Genomic DNA, 20042 nt, shown 5'->3' with positions numbered 1-20042 from the left:
TAATAAAAACGGGAGCTGATGCTCCCGTTTTTATTTTAACTAGCGGAATTAAGCTTGTTTACGGCGTTTGGCAACTGCACCCACCAAAGCCAGGCCGGCAAACATCAGGGCGTAAGATTCTGGCTCTGGTACCACTGCGGCAGAAGTCACGGCTGTGTATTGCAGGCTGAGAAAGCCGTTACCGTTGAAAGGCAACTGCCAGCCCTGGCCTGGAATGGTGCTGTTGTAAGCATGGCCCAGACCGAAACCTGTAGTGTCTTGCGCAGTTTGTGTACGTGACAGTTGAATGCCAGTCACGCTGGCGTCGCTGCTGGTCAGGTAGGCGATGTACTTGGTGCCGGCATTCAGGCTCAGGCCCAGGTTTTCAAATGACAGCGTGGTGTAACCGCCGGTGGCATTGTAGGTATCCACAGCGTTGAATGTGCTGGTCAGCAGGTTGTTGCCTACGCTATTCACGGCCTGGTTCTGCGCGTTAGTGCCCGGGTTCCACTGTGCTACGTTCAGCTGGAAAGAAGCTGAAGTATTGCCGATGGCGTAGAAGCTGAAAGATGACAGCAGGCTGTCTGCTGTCAGCGAGAACACCTGGCCGACTTTAGGCGAATCACCACTTGGGTTGGCTGCATTGCCAAAAGAGGCAAATGGCAAACCGGTGTTGGCGCCAGCTGGCACGTTGCTGTAAACCGCGGCTGAAGCGCTACCGGCGAAAGCCAGCAACAGGCTGGCAACTACTTTCATTTTTAATGCTGATGAGATCATGATTTTTCCTTAATATTTGGCGATGACAGTTGGTGAAAACACGTTGTAACGCTGCCAAATTACGCCTGGAATATTTCAGATATTTGAAAAAAGATGACCCGCCATAGTCCGAAAAATGCACGCTATCCATACAGGCTATGGCTGCAAACCCTGCATGTAAATTTAAATAAAATAATGCCTTAAGGGAGTTTGTCAGGCGCTGACCAGCGCCCCGAATGTTGAATATGGTCTGGGATGAGTGTTGAATGCGCTGCCTTATTCGCGTTGCAGCAGGATAGTGATCAGCAGTGTGGAATCAGCCAGCGCTTTAACGGTATGCGCCTCACCGGCACTCAGGTACACCAGGTTGTTTGGCTTGAGCACCCTGATCTCATCGCCCAGGCCAAGTTCAACCTCACCTTCGATACATTGTATGGTGATCGCGCCAGCTGCGGTATGTTCCGGCGTGGTTTTACCGGCGAGCAACACAAACCTGAACACTTCGATATGGCTCTCGCGTATCAGGGTCTCAGATGCGGCATTCGTAAAATCAGACCCATACGGGCTGATATCAATGACCTGTCCAGGGGCAAAATGCTGGATACTCATATGGTAAACCTCACTTGATGCGTGTGCTGTTGATTCTAACGCGACTGCGCCGGCTTTCCAAATAAGCTTAGGGCGACCTGGCTGGCAATGGCTAATGCACCAACGATAAATACCACGTCACCGAAAGTCCTGGCCCAGCGCAAGGTTTGCAATAGCGGCTGTTGCATGAATGCCTCGCTGCGCGCATACCACAGACCTTGCTCGAAACTGGCCTGAAACTGCATGACACCAATAGGCAGCAGGCTGGTGAATATCATCAGCAGTAATCCGATATTGAGCGCCCAGAAACCGGTGCGCATCAGCTTCTCATTAAACAGCGCCTGCGGCCGGATATAGCGCAACACCAGCAGCGTGAAACCTATCGCCAGAAAGCCATATACCCCGAACAGGGCAGCATGCGCATGCACAGCCGTGGTATTCAGGCCCTGAATGTAATACAGAGAGATAGGCGGGTTGATCAGAAAGCCGAACACGCCAGCGCCCAACATATTCCAGAAAGCCACCGCGGCAAAGCAGCACAATGGCCAGCGCAGGTTTTCCAGCCAGGTGGCTCGCTGATGCAGATGCCAGTGATGCCAGGCCTCATGGACTAACACCAGCAGTGGCACGACTTCCAGCGCGCTGAAACTGGCGCCTATCGCCATCACCGGGGTGGTGGTGCCTGAAAAATACAGGTGGTGAAAGGTGCCCGGAATGCCACCGACCATAAACAGCGACGCCGAAGCCAGGCTGGCGGTAGTAGCGACCGTGCGCGATACCAGGCCCAGCGACATGAAAATATAAGCCAGGGCGGCGGTGGCAAATACTTCAAAAATGCCTTCTACCCATAAATGCACCACCCACCAGCGCCAGTACTCCATGACCGAGAGATTGCTGTGCTCGCCGTAAAACAGGCCGCTGCCATAAAACAGGCCGATCGCGATCACAGAGGCAGTCAGCAAGGCCAGCAGGTTTTTGTCGCTGTCTTTGGCCCTGAGTGCCGGGATCATGCAGCGCAACATCAGACCCAGCCATAGCAACAGCCCGATAAACAGCGCGATCTGCCAGAAACGACCAAGGTCTATATATTCATAACCCTGGTGCCCGAACCAGAAATTGAATGCGCTCGGCATCAGGTTAGCAATGGCTGAATATTGCCCGAGGAAAGAGCCAGCCACCACGATGAGCAAAGCCACAAACAGGATGTTCACTCCCAGCTTTTGGTAAGCCGGATCTTTGCCGCCGTTAATGATAGGTGCGAGGAACAAGCCTGCGGCCAGAAAGCCGGTGGCTATCCAGAACAGGGCACTCTGGATATGCCAGGTGCGGGTCAGCGAATAAGGGAACCACTGCGAGACATCTATGCCATAAAACTCCTGGCCTTCTACTGTGTAGTGCGCGGTAAAGCCGCCTATAAACACCTGGAATATCAGCAAGGCGACTACGATAAACAAGTACTTGCCCAGTGCCAGCTGCGAAGGCGTCAGGGTGAAACTGCTTATCGGGTCCAGCGTGCCGGCCGTGGGCGGCACATCGTCTTCTTTACGCAAGATAGACCAGCCAAGTATCAGCAAGCCGACGCCGGCCAGCAAAAACACCACACTGCCCATAGACCACAAGATATTCTCACTGCTGGGCTGGTTATCTATCAGTGGTTCGTGCGGCCAGTTATTGGTGTAGGTGACGGTGCCATCAGCACGCTCGGTAGCGGCTGCCCATGCGGTCCAGAAGAAGAAATAAGCCAATTTTTTCCTGGCTTCGGCAGCAGGCAGGGTGTTGTCTTTCATGGCATAGGCGACACGGGTCTGCTTGAATGCAGGCGCGTCAGAAAACAGTGCCTGGTAATAGGCGGCGGTCTGCTGCACCGCCTGCGCGCGGCGTGGCGTCAACGTTAAGGTGCCCTGCGCATCCAGCCGGTTGCTACGGTACTCCTGTTTCAGCATCTCGCGTAAACCAGCCTGCTGCACCGGGTTAAGAGCGTCGTAATCTGCATTGTGATTTTGCCGGGCGGCCAGATCCAGCCAGTTGACCAGCTCCCGGTGCAGCCAGTCTGCCGTCCAGTCCGGCGCCTGGTAAGCGCCATGCCCCCAGATAGACCCCACCTGCATGCCACCTATGGATTGCCAGTGCGACTGCCCGGCCAGAATATCTGCTTTATCGAATCTAAATTGCTGATCACTGCTCAATACACTGGCAGGAATAGGCGGTGCCGAACGATAAATCTCGGCACCCATATAGCCCAGAATGGTGAACGTGCTTAAGAGTACGGCAAGCAGAATAAGCCAAAGCTTTTTGTAGATACCCATGAGACAGTCTCTTTCTTGTGAAGTCGGGAGGCGTTGAATCTGGTGGTGTACGCAGCATAAATTATTCATATGAACGCTGTGTTACGCAAGCCTAAGCTTAGCCGAAAGCGGCGTTTGCAGATTTGCGACAAGTCAAATCGGCAGGTTTTCTGCAGAAATAAACAACAGGGATAGTTGAACAGGCAAATGCTATGTGTGAAAAACGATCTATGGAGCAGCCAGAAATGAAAAAACCAGGCCTGGCTATGCCAGCAATGTTAAAGGCCGGTTTCCCGGCCTTAGTTTTCAACTATGTATTCTGCGTGCTTAAGACAGATATTTGTCAGTAGAGATTACCGAGCCATAACCAAATGCAAACGCGGCCATCACGGTGGCATGCACCTGCGCTGCAGGAATATTGACGCCGTCAAACTCAAGGTCCAGTGTGGCACAGGCATCGTGCAATATGGTGGCGACATAACCCAGATCTACCGCGGCACGCACTACGGCATCTATGCACATATGGCTCATGGCGCCGACCACGATCACTTCTTCTACCCCTTGCGCATCCAGCTGCTGTTGCAGGTCGGTATCTCTAAAGGCATTGATGTGGTTCTTGACGATGACCGCCTCCCCTGCCAGCGGTGCAACCGAGGGCTGGATCTGAACGCCAGGCGTGCCTGGCACAAACACTGGCGCTTCACCGTTGGCGAACTCATGACGGATATGGAAGACAGGGATCCCCTTCTGGCGGGCATCTGCGATCACCCTGGCGGCATTGGCCGCCGCAGACGTTATGCCGGTTAACGGCAGTTTGCCGCTGGGCAGGTATTCATTTTGCAAATCGACAACGATGAGACCACTTTTATTCATGCTGCTCTCCTGCAAGGGTTGAAAAGTGCCTTATGTTCACCAGTAAACATCAGGCAGTGTAGTCGCGGCCGGGCTACAACAATCACTTTTCCTCGGTGGCGATATTTAACCTGTTGTATTCACTGGTGTTTTCCGAGGCATAGCACTCCAGTATCCTGGAATCATTGGCCTTGAATTTGATACTCTCTATCGTATTGATGTTTTTTTCAAACGCCGGGTCTAACTCGCCGCACTTCTTGGCCCGGTTACTCACAAAATGTAAATAATCCTTCTTGTTCAGCTCAGAGTGGATAGAACCGTCATTGAGCAAATTGGTGTAAGCGCGTCGCAACCTGAGTTCAGACACACTCCACAGGCTGAAAGTGATCTGGTTGGTAGACACGTTCACCATAGGTCGCAGGTCTTCTACCGGGGCTGGCTCAACGGTTGGCGGTGGCGGGGGTTCGCTGACCGGCGCTGGCGGTGGTGCAATGACGGCTGGCTCGGCCACCGGCGGTAATGTCTCTATATCCGCAGGCTTGGGCGCGGCTTTAACCGGCGCAGCAGCGGTTTCAGTCTCTTCTTCGGCCTCTGGCAGCGTGATCTGTTGCTCGGCGCGGGTCAAGGAATCTTCGACTGCGCTCAATGGCTCGACGGCCGGCAGTGGTTCAGTTGCCTGCCAGCTGAAGATCACCAGGCCGAGCACGACCAGGCCGGTCAGGTAGAACAGTATGGTGGCGATAAAGTTGAATTTTTCATTAGACGTATCCTCACTGCCGCAATTCGGGCAATTTGTCGATAGCGCTTCATCCTTTGGGTACCAGATAAATCCGCAGGCGTTGCAGACCTTGTGAAGTCGAAGAAATAGGCTCATCAGGGTTCTCTTATTGTTATTGAATCATCATCTCATTTAAAGCCACTGCCAGTGCGCAAGTGTGTGCCGGCCATCCATGACTGGTCATCATGCCTTATTTTAGGTTTTGCCAGTTGAGATTAGTTCACCGGCATAGCCACAAATAGACATTGCGCAAATGACAACACTATGAATTTTAATGCATACACAGGGTCGGTATGAATAATGCGACTGCAAACAAAGGTGGGGAAAAATGGAAGAAACCGTATTTTTTAATTTTAACGGCATCATCGTCAGCAATAGCCGGTTTATCGTGCGTAGCCAGACTTACGCCATGCAAAGCGTCACTTCGGTAAAACCGGGGGTGGTCAAACCCTCGCGCGTGGTGGCGTCGGCATTCATATTGATCGGCGTGCTGTTGCTGGCTGCTGAATTGCTGGACTTGGAACTGCTGACCTTGCTTGATCATAAAGGTGTACTGCTGGTTGCAGGTGCGGTCGCCATTTTGATCGGCCTGATCGCCTGGTACCTGGAAAAACCCAGATACTCGGTGATATTGCATACATCGGCTGGCGAGCACCATGCACTGGTCAGCGACAACAAGCAGGACATAGAGCATGTGTTGCAGGCGCTGAACCAGGCCATCGTCAGCCGGGGCTAGTTACAGCAGGCCAGGCTGCAGCCATACACCACTCAGCTGGTCAGTTAATATTTGGCGGGCACAAACATCTCTTTGGGTACCGGCCCACGGATGTAATCCGGGTTGTGCACGCGCTTGGGCAAGACTACTGACGGGTGCTCTACTTTGTTATATTCGATCTGGCTCAGCAAATGGTTGATGCAATTCAGCCGCGCTTTCTTTTTATCCACCGCTTCTATCACCCACCACGGCGCCTCAGCGATATGCGTGCGTTCCAGCATGATCTCCTTGGCTTTGGTGTATTGCTCCCACAGGCGGCGCGATTCAAGGTCCATAGGGCTGAGTTTCCACTGCTTGAGCGGGTCCTGGATACGCGTCATAAAGCGCAAGTGCTGTTCGTCATCGGTGATGGAGAACCAGTACTTGATCAGGATGATGCCTGAGCGCACCAGCATCTTCTCGAACTCTGGCACCGAGCGGAAAAACTCTTCGTACTCGTCCTCATTACAGAAGCCCATCACTTTTTCTACCCCGGCGCGGTTATACCAGCTGCGGTCAAACAGCACGATCTCACCGCCGGCTGGCAGATGCGAGATATAACGCTGGAAATACCATTGTGTGCGTTCACGCTCGCTGGGTGCCGGCAAAGCGGCAACGCGACAGACGCGCGGGTTGAGGCGCTGGGTGATGCGTTTGATCACCCCGCCCTTGCCTGCCGCATCGCGGCCCTCAAACAGCACCACTACTTTCAGTTTGTTGTGCACCACCCAGTCTTGCAGCTTGACCAGCTCGCCTTGCAGACGGAACAGTTCTTTAAAGTAGATCTGGCGCTCAGACAGTGATTCGCTATGCACCTCATGCATGCCGGTGGCTGTGGCGTACTCTGCCAGCAACTGGTCCATACGCTGGTCATCCAGTTCCATCTCCAGCTCTTCGTCAAAGCTGTCCAGCATCTCGTGATGCATTTGTGCCTGGCTGAATTGCTCGTCGCTGGATTGTTCATGGTTAGCAGAGATTGCAGCTGCTTTATCTATGGTCATGGTGGCTACCCTGGGAGAGATTTGGTGTGTAACTGGGAATGCTAAATTTCCTGCATGACAGTTTGATGACTATTTTGTTTTTGCTGGCTAATGGCGGCCAACACCTGTCATCAATTTGTCACATTTAAAATCAATACTCGGGGTTCTCGATAAAATAATCAGGCGAATATCATGAATACTTCATCTGCCAGTGCCTCATCGTTATCATCTAGCAGTGCCAGACCTAACCTGGACAACAAGCCGGGTTTGCTCACCAAAGCCATCTTCGTAGGCCTGTTGGTATTGGGCCTGATCTACACCGGCTTTAGCCTGATGCATGACGTCAACGATACCGGCGCCAGCACCACCACCTGGCTACCGTTCATTTTGCTGGGCGTAGCGCTGGTGATCGCACTCGCGTTTGAATTCGTCAATGGTTTCCATGACACCGCCAATGCGGTGGCGACTGTGATCTACACCCATTCATTACCCGCCAATTTCGCGGTGATCTGGTCTGGCACCTTCAATTTTCTCGGTGTGCTGGTTTCCAGCGGCGCGGTAGCGTTCGGCATCATCTCGCTGCTGCCGGTGGAACTGATACTGCAAGTAGGCTCAGGCGCTGGCTTTGCCATGGTGTTTGCCTTATTGATCGCCGCCATATTGTGGAATCTGGGTACCTGGTTGCTGGGCTTGCCGGCTTCGTCATCCCATACCCTGATAGGTTCTATCATAGGCGTAGGTGTCGCGAATGCCTTGATGCACGGCCGTAATGGCACCAGCGGTGTTGATTGGGCGCAGGCGACCAAGATAGGCTATTCATTATTGCTCTCACCTGTGATCGGTTTCTTTTTTGCCGCTTTATTGCTGCTGGCACTGAAAGCCTTTGTCAAAAGCAAAGAGCTTTACCAGGAGCCTAAAGGTAACAAGCCGCCACCACTGTGGATACGCGGCCTGCTGATCCTGACCTGTACTGGGGTTTCGTTTGCGCATGGCTCGAATGACGGCCAGAAAGGCATGGGGCTGATCATGCTGATACTGGTGGGTACTGTGCCTATGGCATATGCCTTGAACCGCGCCATGCCGGTAGACCAGATGACGCAGTTTGTGGCAGTGGCACACGTCACCCAGCAGTCACTGGAACAAAACACTGCTGCAACACCGCCAGCCAGCAATGACGCTGCCCGCCACACCCTCACCGAATACGTACGCACCAAGACTGTGACGCCGGAACTGATCCCCGCCCTGGCAGCCATGACCGGCAGTATCGGTGACCAGGTGAAATCGCACGGCACTTTTGCCGAGGTTCCTGCCGAGCAGGTCGGTAACGTGCGTAATGATATGTATCTGGTGTCAGAAGCCATACGTTTTCTGGATAAAGATGAGCAAGTGAAATTTGACGGCGACACCAAAGCGAATGTGACGGCGTTTAAAAAAGAGATCGATAAAGCCACCAAATTCATTCCAATCTGGGTGAAAGTGGCGGTCGCCATCGCCCTCGGTTTAGGCACCATGGTCGGCTGGAAGCGTATCGTGGTCACGGTAGGCGAGAAGATAGGCAAGACCCATCTGACCTACGGCCAGGGCGCCTCTGCCGAATTGGTGGCGATGACCATGATAGGTGCGGCAGATATGTACGGTTTACCTGTGTCGACCACCCATGTGTTGTCATCCGGGGTAGCGGGCACCATGGCGGCGAATAAGTCAGGCCTGCAAATGTCCACTATCCGCAACCTGCTCATGGCCTGGGTGCTGACATTGCCGATGGCGATGCTGTTGTCAGGCAGTTTGTACTGGTTGTTCACTCAGCTGTTTTAAACAGCACGCCCTGCCACTAAAACCGCGATAGACCATCGCGGTTTTTTATTGCCGTCACACTCATCAAGTTTCGTTAAACATGTAAATAGATTTAAACAAACCCGAGAACTAAGGGTAAAACCATGCTTTCGTTAAGGAAATGGAACATAAATCTGCGTTTTATCGGTAAATCCTTTTCTGCGTCTAAGGTATTTAATACAGGCTATAAACAAGCAAAAATAGTTAAAACCTAATACGCAACTGAGGGCGATGCATATGAGTATTGATTTCCTGAATAAACTGACTGGTAAAGCAGGCAAAACCAGCGAGATAAAACCACGTGATGAAAGCGGACAGATTCAAGCCATACATCAGGTGATGGGCGTGATCGAATTCGACCTGCAAGGCAATATCCTGGCGGTGAATGACAACTTCGCGGCGGTGACTGGTTACAGCAAGCAGGAGATCATAGGCCAGCATCACAGCCTGTTTGTTGACGCGGACTACAAGAAAAGCGCGGAATACAAACAGTTCTGGGAAGACCTGGGCCGCGGCAACGCTGATAACGGCCAGTTCAGAAGAATAGGCAAAGCCGGCAAGGAGATCTGGCTGGAAGCCAGCTATGTGCCGGTCAAGGATGAAACCGGCAAAGCGTTCAAAGTCATTAAATATGCATTCGATATCACGGCCGAGAAACAGCGTGATGCCGAGTCACAAGGCCAGATCGCCGCCATTAACAAAATCATGGGCGTGATCGAGTTTGACCTCAAGGGCAATATCCTGGCGGTCAATGCCAATTTTGCTGACGCCACTGGTTATAGCAAACAAGAGATCGTCGGCCAGCACCACAGCCTGTTTGTCGAACCGGCTTATAAAAGCAGTGCTGAATACAAACAGTTCTGGGAAGACCTGGGCAACGGCCAGGCCAATGAAGGCCAATTCAAGCGCGTGGGCAAAGGCGGCAGGGAGATCTGGTTGCAGGCCAGCTACAATCCTATTCTGGACAGTAGCGGCAAACCATTCAAGATCGTCAAATACGCCACTGACATCACCGTCAGCCAACTGAGGAATTCGGATTACTCGGGCCAGATCGATGCCATAAGCAAGGTCATGGGCGTGATCACCTTTGACCTCAAGGGCAACGTCACCGACGTCAATGATACCTTTGCCGCTGTCACCGGTTACAGCAAACAAGAGATCGTCGGCCAGCACCACAGCCTGTTTGTCGAACCGGCTTATAAGAACAGCGCCGAATACAAACAGTTCTGGGAAAACCTGGCTCACGGCAAAGCCGATGAAGGCCAATACAAACGCATAGGTAAAGGCGGCAGGGAAATCTGGCTGCAAGCCAGTTACAACCCGATATTTGATGCGGCAGGCAAGCCATTCAAGGTAGTGAAATACGCCACCGATATTACTGCAGATAAATTGAAGAACGCCGACTCCTCAGGCCAGATCGATGCCATCAGCAAAGTGATGGGCGTGATCACTTTTGACCTCAGCGGCAAGATCACTGACGTCAATGATAACTTTGCCGCAGTGACGGGCTACAGCAAGAGCGAGATCATAGGCCAGCACCACAGCATGTTCGTAGAAGCGGCTTACAAGAACAGCCCTGAATACCAGCAGTTCTGGGAAAACCTGGGCAAAGGTAAAGCCGATGAAGGCCAATATAAACGTGTAGGCAAAGGCGGCAAGGAAGTCTGGTTGCAAGCCAGCTACAATCCTATTTTAAATTCCGACGGCAAGCCGTTTAAAGTCGTGAAGTACGCGACTGACATCACGGCCAAAGTGGCTGAAGCCAATATTATGAAACAGGCTGTACACGAGACCGCGGACGTGGTCGCGGCCACCAAGAGTGGCGACCTGACACAAAGGATAGTCACCGATAACAAACAAGGCGAGATCAAAACCCTGTGTGAGGGTGTCAACACCATTGTGGATGAAATGACCGATATCCTATCTTCGGTCAAAGTCGCCGGCGAAGCGATCAGCACGGCCGCCTCGCAGATCTCGCAGGGCAATAATGATTTATCGCAACGGACTGAAGAACAAGCCAGCTCATTACAGGAAACCGCTTCCAGCATGGAAGAGATCGCCTCTAATGTGAAAAATAACGCCGAGAATGCGCAACAGGCCAACCAGATGACCGACCAGGCCAGCAGCATTGCAGCCAAAGGCGGTGAGGTATTTGGCAAGGTGGTATCGACTATGTCAGAGATCACCGAGAGCTCTTCACGCATTGAAGAGATCATTTCGGTGATAGACAGTATCGCCTTCCAGACCAATATCCTGGCGCTGAACGCGGCGGTTGAAGCAGCGCGTGCCGGTGAACAAGGCCGTGGCTTTGCCGTGGTTGCCAGCGAGGTGCGTAACCTGGCACAACGCTCCGCGAGCGCAGCCAAAGAGATCAAGTTGCTGATCAATGATTCGGCCGCTAAAGTCGCCAATGGCTCTACCTATGTAGAACAGGCCAGCGGCACGATGGAAGACCTGGTCACCGTGATCGAACGCTTCTCACAGCTGATCAGCGAGATCACCAGCGCGTCGGTAGAACAAAGCAGCGGCATAGACCAGATCAATACCGCTGTCTCGCGAATGGATGAAGTCACTCAGCAAAATGCTGCACTGGTTGAAGAAGCTGCCGCCGCTGCGATGTCACTGGTGGATCAGGCAGAAAAACTGCAGGAAACCGTCAGCCACTACCGCTTTCAGGACAATGGCGCTGGCAGCTCAGCAGGCAGAGCCTCCAAACCGCAATTACAATCCAGAAGCCAGAACTTTGCAAAAAAAGTCAGGACCGGCACCAATAACGCTGGCTGGGATCAGTTTTAAACATTAGTCACATGATTGAATACAAAACCCGCCGCTGGCGGGTTTTTTTATGCCTGCCAGCCAGCAGACGCCCGCTTGCTACAGCGGCGCCCAGTGGCTGGCCAGATCTCATTTAGCTGATGATTTTATTGATGATTTCCGAAAAACCGGCTACCCATGGCCGCCCAGTTCAGATGTTTACCCCAATTACATTTACTTCAATCAATTGACCTATAAATGCCTCTCTGTTTCATCAGTTAAAAATCTAACAAGTGTATTAAGATAAATTAAATTTCGTTTATCTTATTTATGACCCGGAGAATTGGTATGCTCAGTATTTTTAATGGTAGTAAGAATTCCAGCAAAGAACTGTTACTCAAGCAAATCGATCTGACTGGTCAGATCGACGCTATCCACAAAGTGATGGGCGTGATCGAATTCGATCTGCAAGGTAATATCCTTGCGGTCAATGAAGGCTTTGCGGCAGTCACCGGCTATCGCGCCCAGGAGATCGTAGGTCGCCACCACAGCATGTTTGTGAGCGCCGAGTACAAAGCCAGCAGCGAATACAGACAACTGTGGGAAAAACTGGCCCAGGGTGAAGCGGCAGACGGCCAGTTCAAACGCATAGGCAAAGATGGCAGGCAGTTGTGGCTGCAAGCCAGTTACAACCCTATCTTCGATGAGAATGGCAAGCCATTCAAAGTGGTGAAATATGCCACTGACATCACGCAGGATAAACTCAAGAACGCCGATTTTTCAGGCCAGATCGCGGCCATAGGCAAAGTCATGGGCGTGATCGAATTCGATCTGCAAGGCAATATCCTGTCAGCCAATGACAATTTTGCCGCTGTGACCGGCTACAGCGCACAGGAGATCATAGGCAACCACCACAGCATGTTCGTGACGCCAGAACACAAGGGTAGTACTGAATACCGTCAGTTCTGGGAAAACCTGGCCCAGGGTATCGCCAGCAACGGGCAGTACAAACGCTTTGGCAAAGATAACCGCGAAATCTGGCTGCAAGCCAGTTATAACCCTATCTTCGATACCGATGGCAAGCCATTCAAAGTGGTTAAATATGCTACCGATATCACACGTGAAAAACTCAAGCATGCCGATTTCTCCGGCCAGATCGCCGCCATAGGCAAAGTCATGGGCGTGATCGAATTCGACCTCAAGGGCAATATCCTGTCTGTGAATGACAATTTTGCAGCGGTGACCGGCTACAGCGCGCAGGAGATCGTCGGCAACCATCACAGCATGTTTGCCACGCCTGAATATAAGAACAGCGCAGAATACAAGCAACTCTGGCAGCAACTGGCGCAGGGTGTGGCCAACGATGGCCAATACAAACGCATAGGTAAAGGCGGCCGCGAGCTATGGTTGCAAGCCAGTTACAACCCTATCTTTGATATGGACGGCAAACCGTTCAAGGTGGTCAAATACGCCACTGATATCACCCGCGAAAAACTGCAATACGCTGACTTTTCAGGGCAGATCGCTGCCATCAGTAAAGTCATGGGCGTGATCGAGTTTGACCTCAAAGGCAACATCCTGGCGGTCAATGATAACTTTGCCGCAGTCACCGGCTACAGCGCACAGCAGATCATAGGCAACCACCACAGCATGTTTGTAGGCGCGGCTTATAAGAACAGCCCTGAATACAAACAGTTCTGGGAGAGTCTGGGCCGTGGTCAACCCGATAATGGCCAGTACCAGCGCGTAGGCAAAGGCGGTAAGGAGATCTGGCTGCAGGCGACTTACAACCCTATTTTTGATATGGATGGCAAACCGTTCAAAGTGGTGAAATATGCCACCGATATCAGCGCCAAAATCAAAGAGACACAGGCCATGAAACAGGCGGTGGATGATGTGGTGCGCTATACCAAAACCGGTGATCTGACCCACAGGATACCTACCGCAGACAAATCCGGCGAGATCAAGCAGTTGTGTGAAGGCATCAATATCATCATCGATGCCATGACCAGCATTCTGGCCACCATTAAAACATCTGGCGCCACCATTTACCTGTCTGCCTCCGAGATCTCCATGGGTAACAATGATCTGTCACAACGCACCGAGGAACAGGCCAGCTCACTGGAAGAAACCGCAGCCAGCCTGGAAGAGATCGCCGCCACCGTCAGACACAACGCCGAAAATGCCAAGCAGGCCAACATCATGACCAGCAAAGCCAGCGAAGTGGCCAATAAAGGCAGTGAAGTATTTACCAAAGTGGTGCAGACCATGGCCGAGATCAGCGAGAGTTCTTCGCACATTGAAGAGATACTGACTGTGATAGACAGCATTGCTTTCCAGACCAATATCCTGGCACTGAATGCAGCAGTCGAGGCTGCGCGTGCCGGTGAACAGGGGCGCGGATTTGCCGTGGTCGCCAATGAGGTGCGCAATCTTGCGCAACGATCAGCCACCGCCGCCAAGGAGATCAAGCAGTTGATCGCAGATTCGGCCAGTATCGTCGCCAACGGTTCTCAATATGTAGACCAGGCCAGCGGCACCATAGAAGAGATGCTGCATGCGATCAAGAATGTATCCGCCATCATTTCCGAGATCACCGCTGCATCTGCCGAGCAAACCACAGGCATAGACCAGATCAACTCGGCCATGAACCAGATAGATGAAGTGACCCAGCAAAATGCGGCACTGGTGGAAGAAGCCGCTGCCACTGCCATGTCGCTGGTTGAACAAGCCAACAAACTGACTGAGACGGTAGACCAGTACAAGCTGCCGGACAGCCGCCCTGCCTCGCACAGCAAACCGGCTGACAAACAGAGCTACCAGATCGCCGCTGCGGCATAAGACTCTTTGCAGTATGCAATAGCACAGATCAAAGATTCAGATTCGATACCTTGCACAGCTCCTGCAAGGTATTTTTTTATCTTCTGCTTCTGGATTATATGCGTGTGCGGAATTGACGCGTAGCAGGCCAGCAGAGCCCGGTTTTTGCAGCGCTAGCGATCATTGTTTCCGCATCACTGAAATGGCAGCGCAACAGGCATGGCTATTGGCTGGCCCTGAACCAGGTTTAATGGCCGTATAAGTCCTGGGTCTTGTAGTTAGGCCCAAAGAATTCTTTCATCAGGAAATCCTCAAGCCCGGCGCTGTCGGCAGGCCTGGCCGATAAAGTCACGGTGCGGCCAAGGCGGTTGGAGATCCAGTCGAAATCGCCATTGTAATGCTCGCGTATGATTGCGATCATGCGCCGTATCATCACCAGGCGTATATCTTCACCTGTGCCCGCCTCTACCTGGTAAAACTGGGTATTGGCAGACGTGTAATCATTCACCCAGCCTTTAAAGCTGAAGCTGGCGTTGTATGGGTCCAGGCGTTTGATCGAGAACAGGCCATTGGTGCCGACCTTGAGGTTGTTCATGATATTTTTGGTACGCCGTTCGTCTTCACTCGGCCCGCGCTCGGCGGCCGCCGCTGCATCGTTGACCTGCTTGGCAGCCATTTCTTCAGAAAAACGGTCGGACTGCCTGCGCTTGATCATGCTTGAAAAATCTTCTGCTGGTGGCGGTGGCACCTGCTGTGGCGTAGGCTGCGGACGTGGTTGCGGCTTGGGCTCAGGCAGTTTGAAACTGCTGTCCGGGTTCTGCGACTGAATGATCTTTTTAGGCAGCTTGGGCGCTTCTTTAGGCTGCGGCTTGGGTTTGGGCTGCGGCTTGGGCGGCTCCGGCAACTCCAGCGGCGGTTCAATGACTTTGGGCGGGCTGACGGCAGGCTTGCCGGTGTTCAGCACTATGCTTAATGGCGATTGCGATGACTCTTCCATCGGTGTCAGCAAGTCGAGTATAAAGCCCCAGAACAAAATCGCATGAAAAAGCAGCGACAGCAAAAAGCCCCACATCAGCCTGGCCGGAATGCGCAACACGCGGTCCCGCTGTTTCGGTTTCAGCCAGTTGGGCGTGCTAAAGGGTTCAAATGGGGAAGGCTTGCGCATGAACAGGATTAATCACAGAGTTTGCTGATGTCACGCATGACTATTGTATTTCTTGCCAAAGTTTTTCGAGTCTTTTGATTGAGACAGGATAAGGCGTTCTTAATTCCTGTGCAAATAATGATACACGTAACTCCTGCAACTGCCACGCAAAGTCTTGTAACCTGGCTGTTACAGAGGCATTCGCCTTGCGTAACTGTTCAACCTTTTGCTGCCAGCGCTGCTCTAGCTGCACGATAGACTGTGCATGCTTGCCATCACGTTCTATGCTGGTCGGATATTTATCGATGCGCATGCGTATCGCCTTCAGATAGCGCGGCAAATGCGGCAGATATTCCCAGGGCGTACGGCTGAAGCACCCGTGATAGACCAGCGTCTGCAGCTGTTGTTCGCATTCACGTTTGATTTTCTGTGTCACCGGCGTCATTTTTTGCAGTTGTGCCGTCAATAGCTGGTATTCGCTGGCGATCAGCTGCACCTGCCGGGTCAGCGCTTCTGCCACCGCAGGCAGGCGCGTGCGTGCGCGCTGCTTGAGCTGCATGAACTCGGCATTGGTGCGCGGCAATGCGTCTTCGGCGATAAACGCGCGGTCTGCGATCGCTTGCAGCATGTCTTCACGCAACTGGTCGGGGTTCATCACCGCGCGTAGCAACAAAGCATACTGGTTAAAGCCTGGCAGGCTTTTTTCCAGCTGTTTCATCTGCTCTTTGAGCTCAAAGCGCATCAGGCGGCACACGCCTTTGCGATGGGCGATTGCCGCCACCTCAGGCGTATCAAACAGCTTCACCGCCACGCTGTCCTGGTTATCTTCTACGGCCGGATAGCCGGTCAGCTGGCGGCCATCCTTGCTAAAGGTCAGCGTTTGCGGCAGGTCACCAAAGTCCCATTGTTTGAGGCCGGTTTTTTCAATATCCGGCGAACCGCTACGGAAAGTCAGTTGTGCGGCTGAACCCAGTTGTTTCTTGAGCGCATTCCAGTCACGGCCCATGCCGAGCTCGCGGCCCTTTTCATCCACCACACGGAAATTCATCAGGTGGTGCGCATCCAGCCCGGCCAGGTCAAACTCTTCCGGCTTTAGTTTGAGCGCAGTCTTGTGCTGGATAAACTGCGTCAATGCCGGTAACAATGCCCCGCTGGCCTGGTGTGCTTGCAGAAAGCCGGTGACAAAGTCAGGCACAGGCACGCACACACGGCGCAAAGTCTTGGGCAGCGCCTTGATCAGCGCGGTGAGTTTGTCACGCACCATGCCTGGCACCTGCCATTCGGTCACGCTGGCATCCAGCTGGTTGAGCAAAGCCAGGGGGATAGTGGCCGTCACACCGTCCAGCACATGGCCAGGTTCAAATCGGTATTTTAGCGGCACCGTGGCGCCATCTATGCTCATCTGTTCGGGAAACTGCACTTCGGTGATGGCATTGGCACCGTGGCGCATCAGCGACTCACGCGTCAGGTATAACACTTTAGGGTTGATGTTTTCTGCGTCCTGCCGCCATGTTTCAAACGAAATGCCATTGAACACACGGTATTGCTCGCTGATCTCGGGCACCACTTTGTCGTAGAACGCAAACAGCTGGTGCTCGTCGATCAGCACATCCTGGCGACGCGCCTTGTGTTCCAGAGCTTCTACCTCTGAGATCAGCCTGCGGTTAGCCTCCTGGAAAGGTGCGCGCGTATCAAACTCCATATTGGCCAGCGCTTCGCGTATGAAGATCTCGCGTGATTGTTCAGCATCTACCGGCCCGTAATGCACACGGCGTTTAGGCACTATGGTCAGGCCATACAGGCTGACGCGCTCCCAGGCGACCACCTGCGCGGTCTTACGGTCCCAGCGCGGGTCACTGTAATGGCTTTGCGTCAGGTCACGCGCCCCGCCCTCGTGCGCCACCGGCTCTATCCAGTCCGGGTCTATCTTGGCCACGATGCGTGCATACAGTTTGCTGGTATCGACCAGCTCGGCGGCGATCACCCATTTCGGGCGGCTCTTTTTCAGTGCCGAGCCCGGCGCGATGGTAAAGCGTATGCCGCGCGCACCGGCATAGGTCTCGCCGTCGCCATCCTTAAAGCCGATATTGCCCAGCAAGCCGGATAGCAGCGCCCTGTGCACCTGCTCATAGCTGGCTTCTTTATCGCCTAGCTTGAAATCCATTTCTTCTACCATCTCGCGCAGTTGCGCATGCAACTCACGCCACTCTTTCAGGCGCAGGAATGACAGAAAAGACTGGTGGCACTGGTTCAGCAGCTCGCGGTTGGATTTCTTGGCTTTCAGCGCCTGGTCGTACCAGTCCCACAACTTGAGATAACTCATAAAGTCGGAGTCATCAGCCTTGAACTTGGCATGCGCACTGTCTGCCGCTTCGCGCTTGTCCATAGGCCGCTCACGCGGGTCTTGTATGCTGAGCACACTGGCAATGATCAGGATCTCGCGCAAGCAGCTTTCTTTTTTGGCCGCCAGTATCATGCGCGCGACGCGCGGGTCCAGTGGCAGGCGTGCCATCTGCCGCCCGATCTCGGTGATCTCGCGCCGCTCGGTCACTGCACCCAGCTCTTGCAGCAACTGGTAACCATCGCTGACCAGGCGCGACGAAGGCGCCTCAATAAACGGGAATTCGGCGACATCGCCCAGGCGTAGGTCCGCCATGCGCAAGATCACGCTAGCCAGTGAGCTGCGCAAGATCTCCGGCTCGGTAAACGCCGGGCGCTGGTTAAAATCCTCTTCCGAATACAAGCGCACGCAGATACCGCTGGACACCCGGCCACAACGCCCTGCCCGCTGCTTGGCCGCCGCCTGCGAGACTTTCTCTATCTGTAACTGCTCTACCTTGGCGCGCGGGCTGTAACGGTTGACGCGCGCCAGTCCGGCATCGATCACATATTTAATGCCAGGCACCGTCAGCGAAGTCTCGGCCACGTTGGTCGACAGCACGATGCGGCGCTGCCCACCGGGTCGGAAGATCTTCTGCTGGTCTTCAATGCTCAGGCGCGCAAACAATGGCAGTATCTCGGCCGATTTCAGCTTGAGCGAACGGCCCTGGTTTTTGCGCAAATGGTCGGCCGTATCACGGATCTCACGCTCGCCGGGCAAAAACACCAGGATATCGCCATCCCCCTGCCGTAACAGATCTTCAGCCGTATCGAGGATGGCATCTTCCATCACCTCCTCTTCGTCATCTTCTTCCAGCCAGCGCGTTTCGGTGCGTGGCGGTTTGCGCTTGATGCCCATCAGGTCCTGAGCAAAACGGTCTATATCATCCAGGCCATCGTCCACCGGCACTTCTACCGCCACCATGGTGGTTTTATTGCCCAGCGGCCGGTAGCGTATCTCCACCGGATAAGTGCGGCCGGACACCTCTATCACTGGCGCGCCATTGAAATGACTGGAGAACCTGTCCGCATCTATGGTCGCCGAAGTGACGATGATCTTCAGGTCTGGCCGTTTTGGTAACAGCTGCTTGAGATAACCGAGCAAGAAATCGATGTTCAGGCTGCGCTCGTGCGCTTCATCGATAATGATGGTGTCATAACCATTGAGAAATTTATCGCTTTGCGTTTCTGCCAGCAAGATCCCGTCTGTCATCAGCTTGACGTAACTGCTGGCAGAGAGTTTGTCGTTAAAACGCACCTTGTAACCCACCGCCTCACCCAGCGGGCTTTTCAGCTCCTGCGCGATACGGGTGGCTACCGAGCGCGCCGCGATCCGCCTGGGCTGTGTATGGCCGATCAGGCCGCTGACCCCACGCCCGAGCTCCAGGCAGATCTTGGGTAACTGGGTGGTCTTGCCGGAGCCGGTCTCACCACAGACGATCACCACCTGGTGCTTCTGGATAGCCGCAGCGATCTCGTCTTTTTTGCCGCTGACGGGTAATTCTGGCGGGTATTCCGGCTTGGGCAAGGCGGCCAGGCGCGCCTGCAAGCGTTGTTGCGAAGCCTGCACTTTGTGCGCGATATCCACCAGCGGCTTATCGACGGGTTTGTCCTGTTTCAAGGCATCACGCAACTGGTGCAAACGGCGCTTCAGCGGAAAACGGTCAGCCAGCATGCACTGCGTAAGTTGTTTTTCGAGTTGGCTGATGAGTTGTGCGGGAGAGACAGCGGTCATAGGGGTGGGATTTTAACATGATAGGGATTAAAGCAATTCAAGATTGGCGCATGAGTAAAGGGGTTGCATAGGTATAACAAAGGTTATTTTTTGCCACTAGGCGAATAGCTTTTCTTTGCTTGCCAAACTGGTGGACTCGCGCAGAGTAAGTGATGCACTTGCTGGAAGATGTAATTGGTATTTCTTTGGCTGGTTCTATGCTCTATTTCGGCATTTTATTTCGCCCCTCGGCGAGTTACTTTTCTTTGCTTGCCCAAAGAAAATGTAACCAAAAGAAATGCACCCTAGCTTCCGCTTGTTTCCTGCGTTGCTCATCAGCGTGGGCGTCCAACGAAACTCGCCCTAGCGGCTTGCACACTACGCAAGCCACCGCGGAACTCGAACAGACGCTGGCCGACCCCTCCC

Annotated in this window: 12 protein-coding genes; 4 read left to right on the top strand and 8 right to left on the bottom strand. The window is 53.3% G+C overall.

Going from position 1 to position 20042, the window contains the following annotated elements; genetic code table 11:
- Nucleotides 1-48 precede the first annotated feature (48 nt).
- The 5 genes from ACT6RZ_RS10255 to ACT6RZ_RS10235 form a co-directional block, all read right to left on the bottom strand.
- Nucleotides 49-756 (bottom strand): PEP-CTERM sorting domain-containing protein, encoded by a 708-nt coding sequence (locus ACT6RZ_RS10255; RefSeq protein ID WP_444702017.1) that lies wholly within the window; start codon nt 754-756, stop codon nt 49-51.
- A 255-nt stretch (nt 757-1011) separates the two neighbouring features.
- Entirely contained in the window at nt 1012-1344 is a 333-nt protein-coding gene (locus ACT6RZ_RS10250; RefSeq protein ID WP_444702016.1) for a cupin domain-containing protein, read from the bottom strand.
- Nucleotides 1345-1379: 35 nt separating this feature from the next.
- Entirely contained in the window at nt 1380-3629 is a 2250-nt protein-coding gene (locus tag ACT6RZ_RS10245; protein ID WP_444702015.1) for a nitric-oxide reductase large subunit, read from the bottom strand.
- Nucleotides 3630-3935: 306 nt separating this feature from the next.
- Entirely contained in the window at nt 3936-4481 is a 546-nt protein-coding gene (locus ACT6RZ_RS10240) for a cysteine hydrolase family protein (protein WP_444702014.1), read from the bottom strand.
- 82 nt (nt 4482-4563) lie between these two features.
- Nucleotides 4564-5334 (bottom strand): hypothetical protein, encoded by a 771-nt coding sequence (locus ACT6RZ_RS10235; RefSeq protein ID WP_444702013.1) that lies wholly within the window; start codon nt 5332-5334, stop codon nt 4564-4566.
- A gap of 232 nt (nt 5335-5566) precedes the next feature.
- On the opposite strand from ACT6RZ_RS10235, the gene ACT6RZ_RS10230 reads away from it, so the two are divergent.
- Nucleotides 5567-5974 carry a DUF6232 family protein gene (locus ACT6RZ_RS10230; protein ID WP_444702012.1) on the top strand — a complete coding sequence of 136 codons (408 nt, stop codon included), beginning with the start codon at nt 5567-5569 and terminating at the stop codon, nt 5972-5974.
- 44 nt (nt 5975-6018) lie between these two features.
- Here the strand turns inward: ACT6RZ_RS10230 and ppk2 are convergent, their stop codons facing one another.
- Entirely contained in the window at nt 6019-6993 is a 975-nt protein-coding gene (gene ppk2 / locus ACT6RZ_RS10225) for a polyphosphate kinase 2 (protein ID WP_444702011.1), read from the bottom strand.
- Between the two features lie 171 nt (nt 6994-7164).
- On the opposite strand from ppk2, the gene ACT6RZ_RS10220 reads away from it, so the two are divergent.
- The 3 genes from ACT6RZ_RS10220 to ACT6RZ_RS10210 all read left to right on the top strand — a co-directional run bounded on the left by ACT6RZ_RS10220 (nt 7165) and on the right by ACT6RZ_RS10210 (nt 14400).
- A complete protein-coding gene (locus ACT6RZ_RS10220; protein WP_444702010.1) occupies nt 7165-8787 on the top strand; it encodes an inorganic phosphate transporter in 1623 nt (540 codons plus the stop codon).
- 255 nt (nt 8788-9042) lie between these two features.
- Nucleotides 9043-11601 (top strand): methyl-accepting chemotaxis protein, encoded by a 2559-nt coding sequence (locus ACT6RZ_RS10215; RefSeq protein WP_444702009.1) that lies wholly within the window; start codon nt 9043-9045, stop codon nt 11599-11601.
- Between the two features lie 306 nt (nt 11602-11907).
- On the top strand, nt 11908-14400 hold the full coding sequence (locus ACT6RZ_RS10210; RefSeq protein ID WP_444702008.1) for a methyl-accepting chemotaxis protein: 2493 nt from the start codon (nt 11908-11910) through the stop codon (nt 14398-14400).
- A gap of 226 nt (nt 14401-14626) precedes the next feature.
- Here ACT6RZ_RS10210 and ACT6RZ_RS10205 read toward each other — a convergent pair whose 3' ends face one another.
- Entirely contained in the window at nt 14627-15544 is a 918-nt protein-coding gene (locus ACT6RZ_RS10205) for a hypothetical protein (protein WP_444702007.1), read from the bottom strand.
- Nucleotides 15545-15584: 40 nt separating this feature from the next.
- Nucleotides 15585-19577 carry an ATP-dependent RNA helicase HrpA gene (gene hrpA, locus ACT6RZ_RS10200; RefSeq protein ID WP_444702121.1) on the bottom strand — a complete coding sequence of 1331 codons (3993 nt, stop codon included), beginning with the start codon at nt 19575-19577 and terminating at the stop codon, nt 15585-15587.
- Nucleotides 19578-20042 lie beyond the last annotated feature (465 nt).

Source organism: Methylophilus sp. (genome assembly GCF_052437885.1).
GTDB lineage: Bacteria > Pseudomonadota > Gammaproteobacteria > Burkholderiales > Methylophilaceae > Methylophilus.
The sequence above is the reverse complement of the archived record's forward strand: the minus strand, read 5'-3'. Positions and strand labels throughout refer to the sequence as shown.

Bases quoted from the DNA above. Each gene is read 5' to 3' on its own strand.
- ACT6RZ_RS10255 (WP_444702017.1), bottom strand. From the start codon at position 756: ATGATCTCATCAGCATTAAAAATGAAAGTAGTTGCCAGCCTGTTGCTG.
- ACT6RZ_RS10230 (WP_444702012.1), top strand. From the start codon at position 5,567: ATGGAAGAAACCGTATTTTTTAATTTTAACGGCATCATCGTCAGCAAT.
- ACT6RZ_RS10215 (WP_444702009.1), top strand. From the start codon at position 9,043: ATGAGTATTGATTTCCTGAATAAACTGACTGGTAAAGCAGGCAAAACC.
- ACT6RZ_RS10250 (WP_444702016.1), bottom strand. From the start codon at position 1,344: ATGAGTATCCAGCATTTTGCCCCTGGACAGGTCATTGATATCAGCCCG.
- ppk2 (WP_444702011.1), bottom strand. From the start codon at position 6,993: ATGACCATAGATAAAGCAGCTGCAATCTCTGCTAACCATGAACAATCC.
- ACT6RZ_RS10235 (WP_444702013.1), bottom strand. From the start codon at position 5,334: ATGAGCCTATTTCTTCGACTTCACAAGGTCTGCAACGCCTGCGGATTT.
- ACT6RZ_RS10205 (WP_444702007.1), bottom strand. From the start codon at position 15,544: ATGCGCAAGCCTTCCCCATTTGAACCCTTTAGCACGCCCAACTGGCTG.
- ACT6RZ_RS10220 (WP_444702010.1), top strand. From the start codon at position 7,165: ATGAATACTTCATCTGCCAGTGCCTCATCGTTATCATCTAGCAGTGCC.
- ACT6RZ_RS10240 (WP_444702014.1), bottom strand. From the start codon at position 4,481: ATGAATAAAAGTGGTCTCATCGTTGTCGATTTGCAAAATGAATACCTG.
- ACT6RZ_RS10210 (WP_444702008.1), top strand. From the start codon at position 11,908: ATGCTCAGTATTTTTAATGGTAGTAAGAATTCCAGCAAAGAACTGTTA.
- ACT6RZ_RS10245 (WP_444702015.1), bottom strand. From the start codon at position 3,629: ATGGGTATCTACAAAAAGCTTTGGCTTATTCTGCTTGCCGTACTCTTA.
- hrpA (WP_444702121.1), bottom strand. From the start codon at position 19,577: ATGCTGGCTGACCGTTTTCCGCTGAAGCGCCGTTTGCACCAGTTGCGT.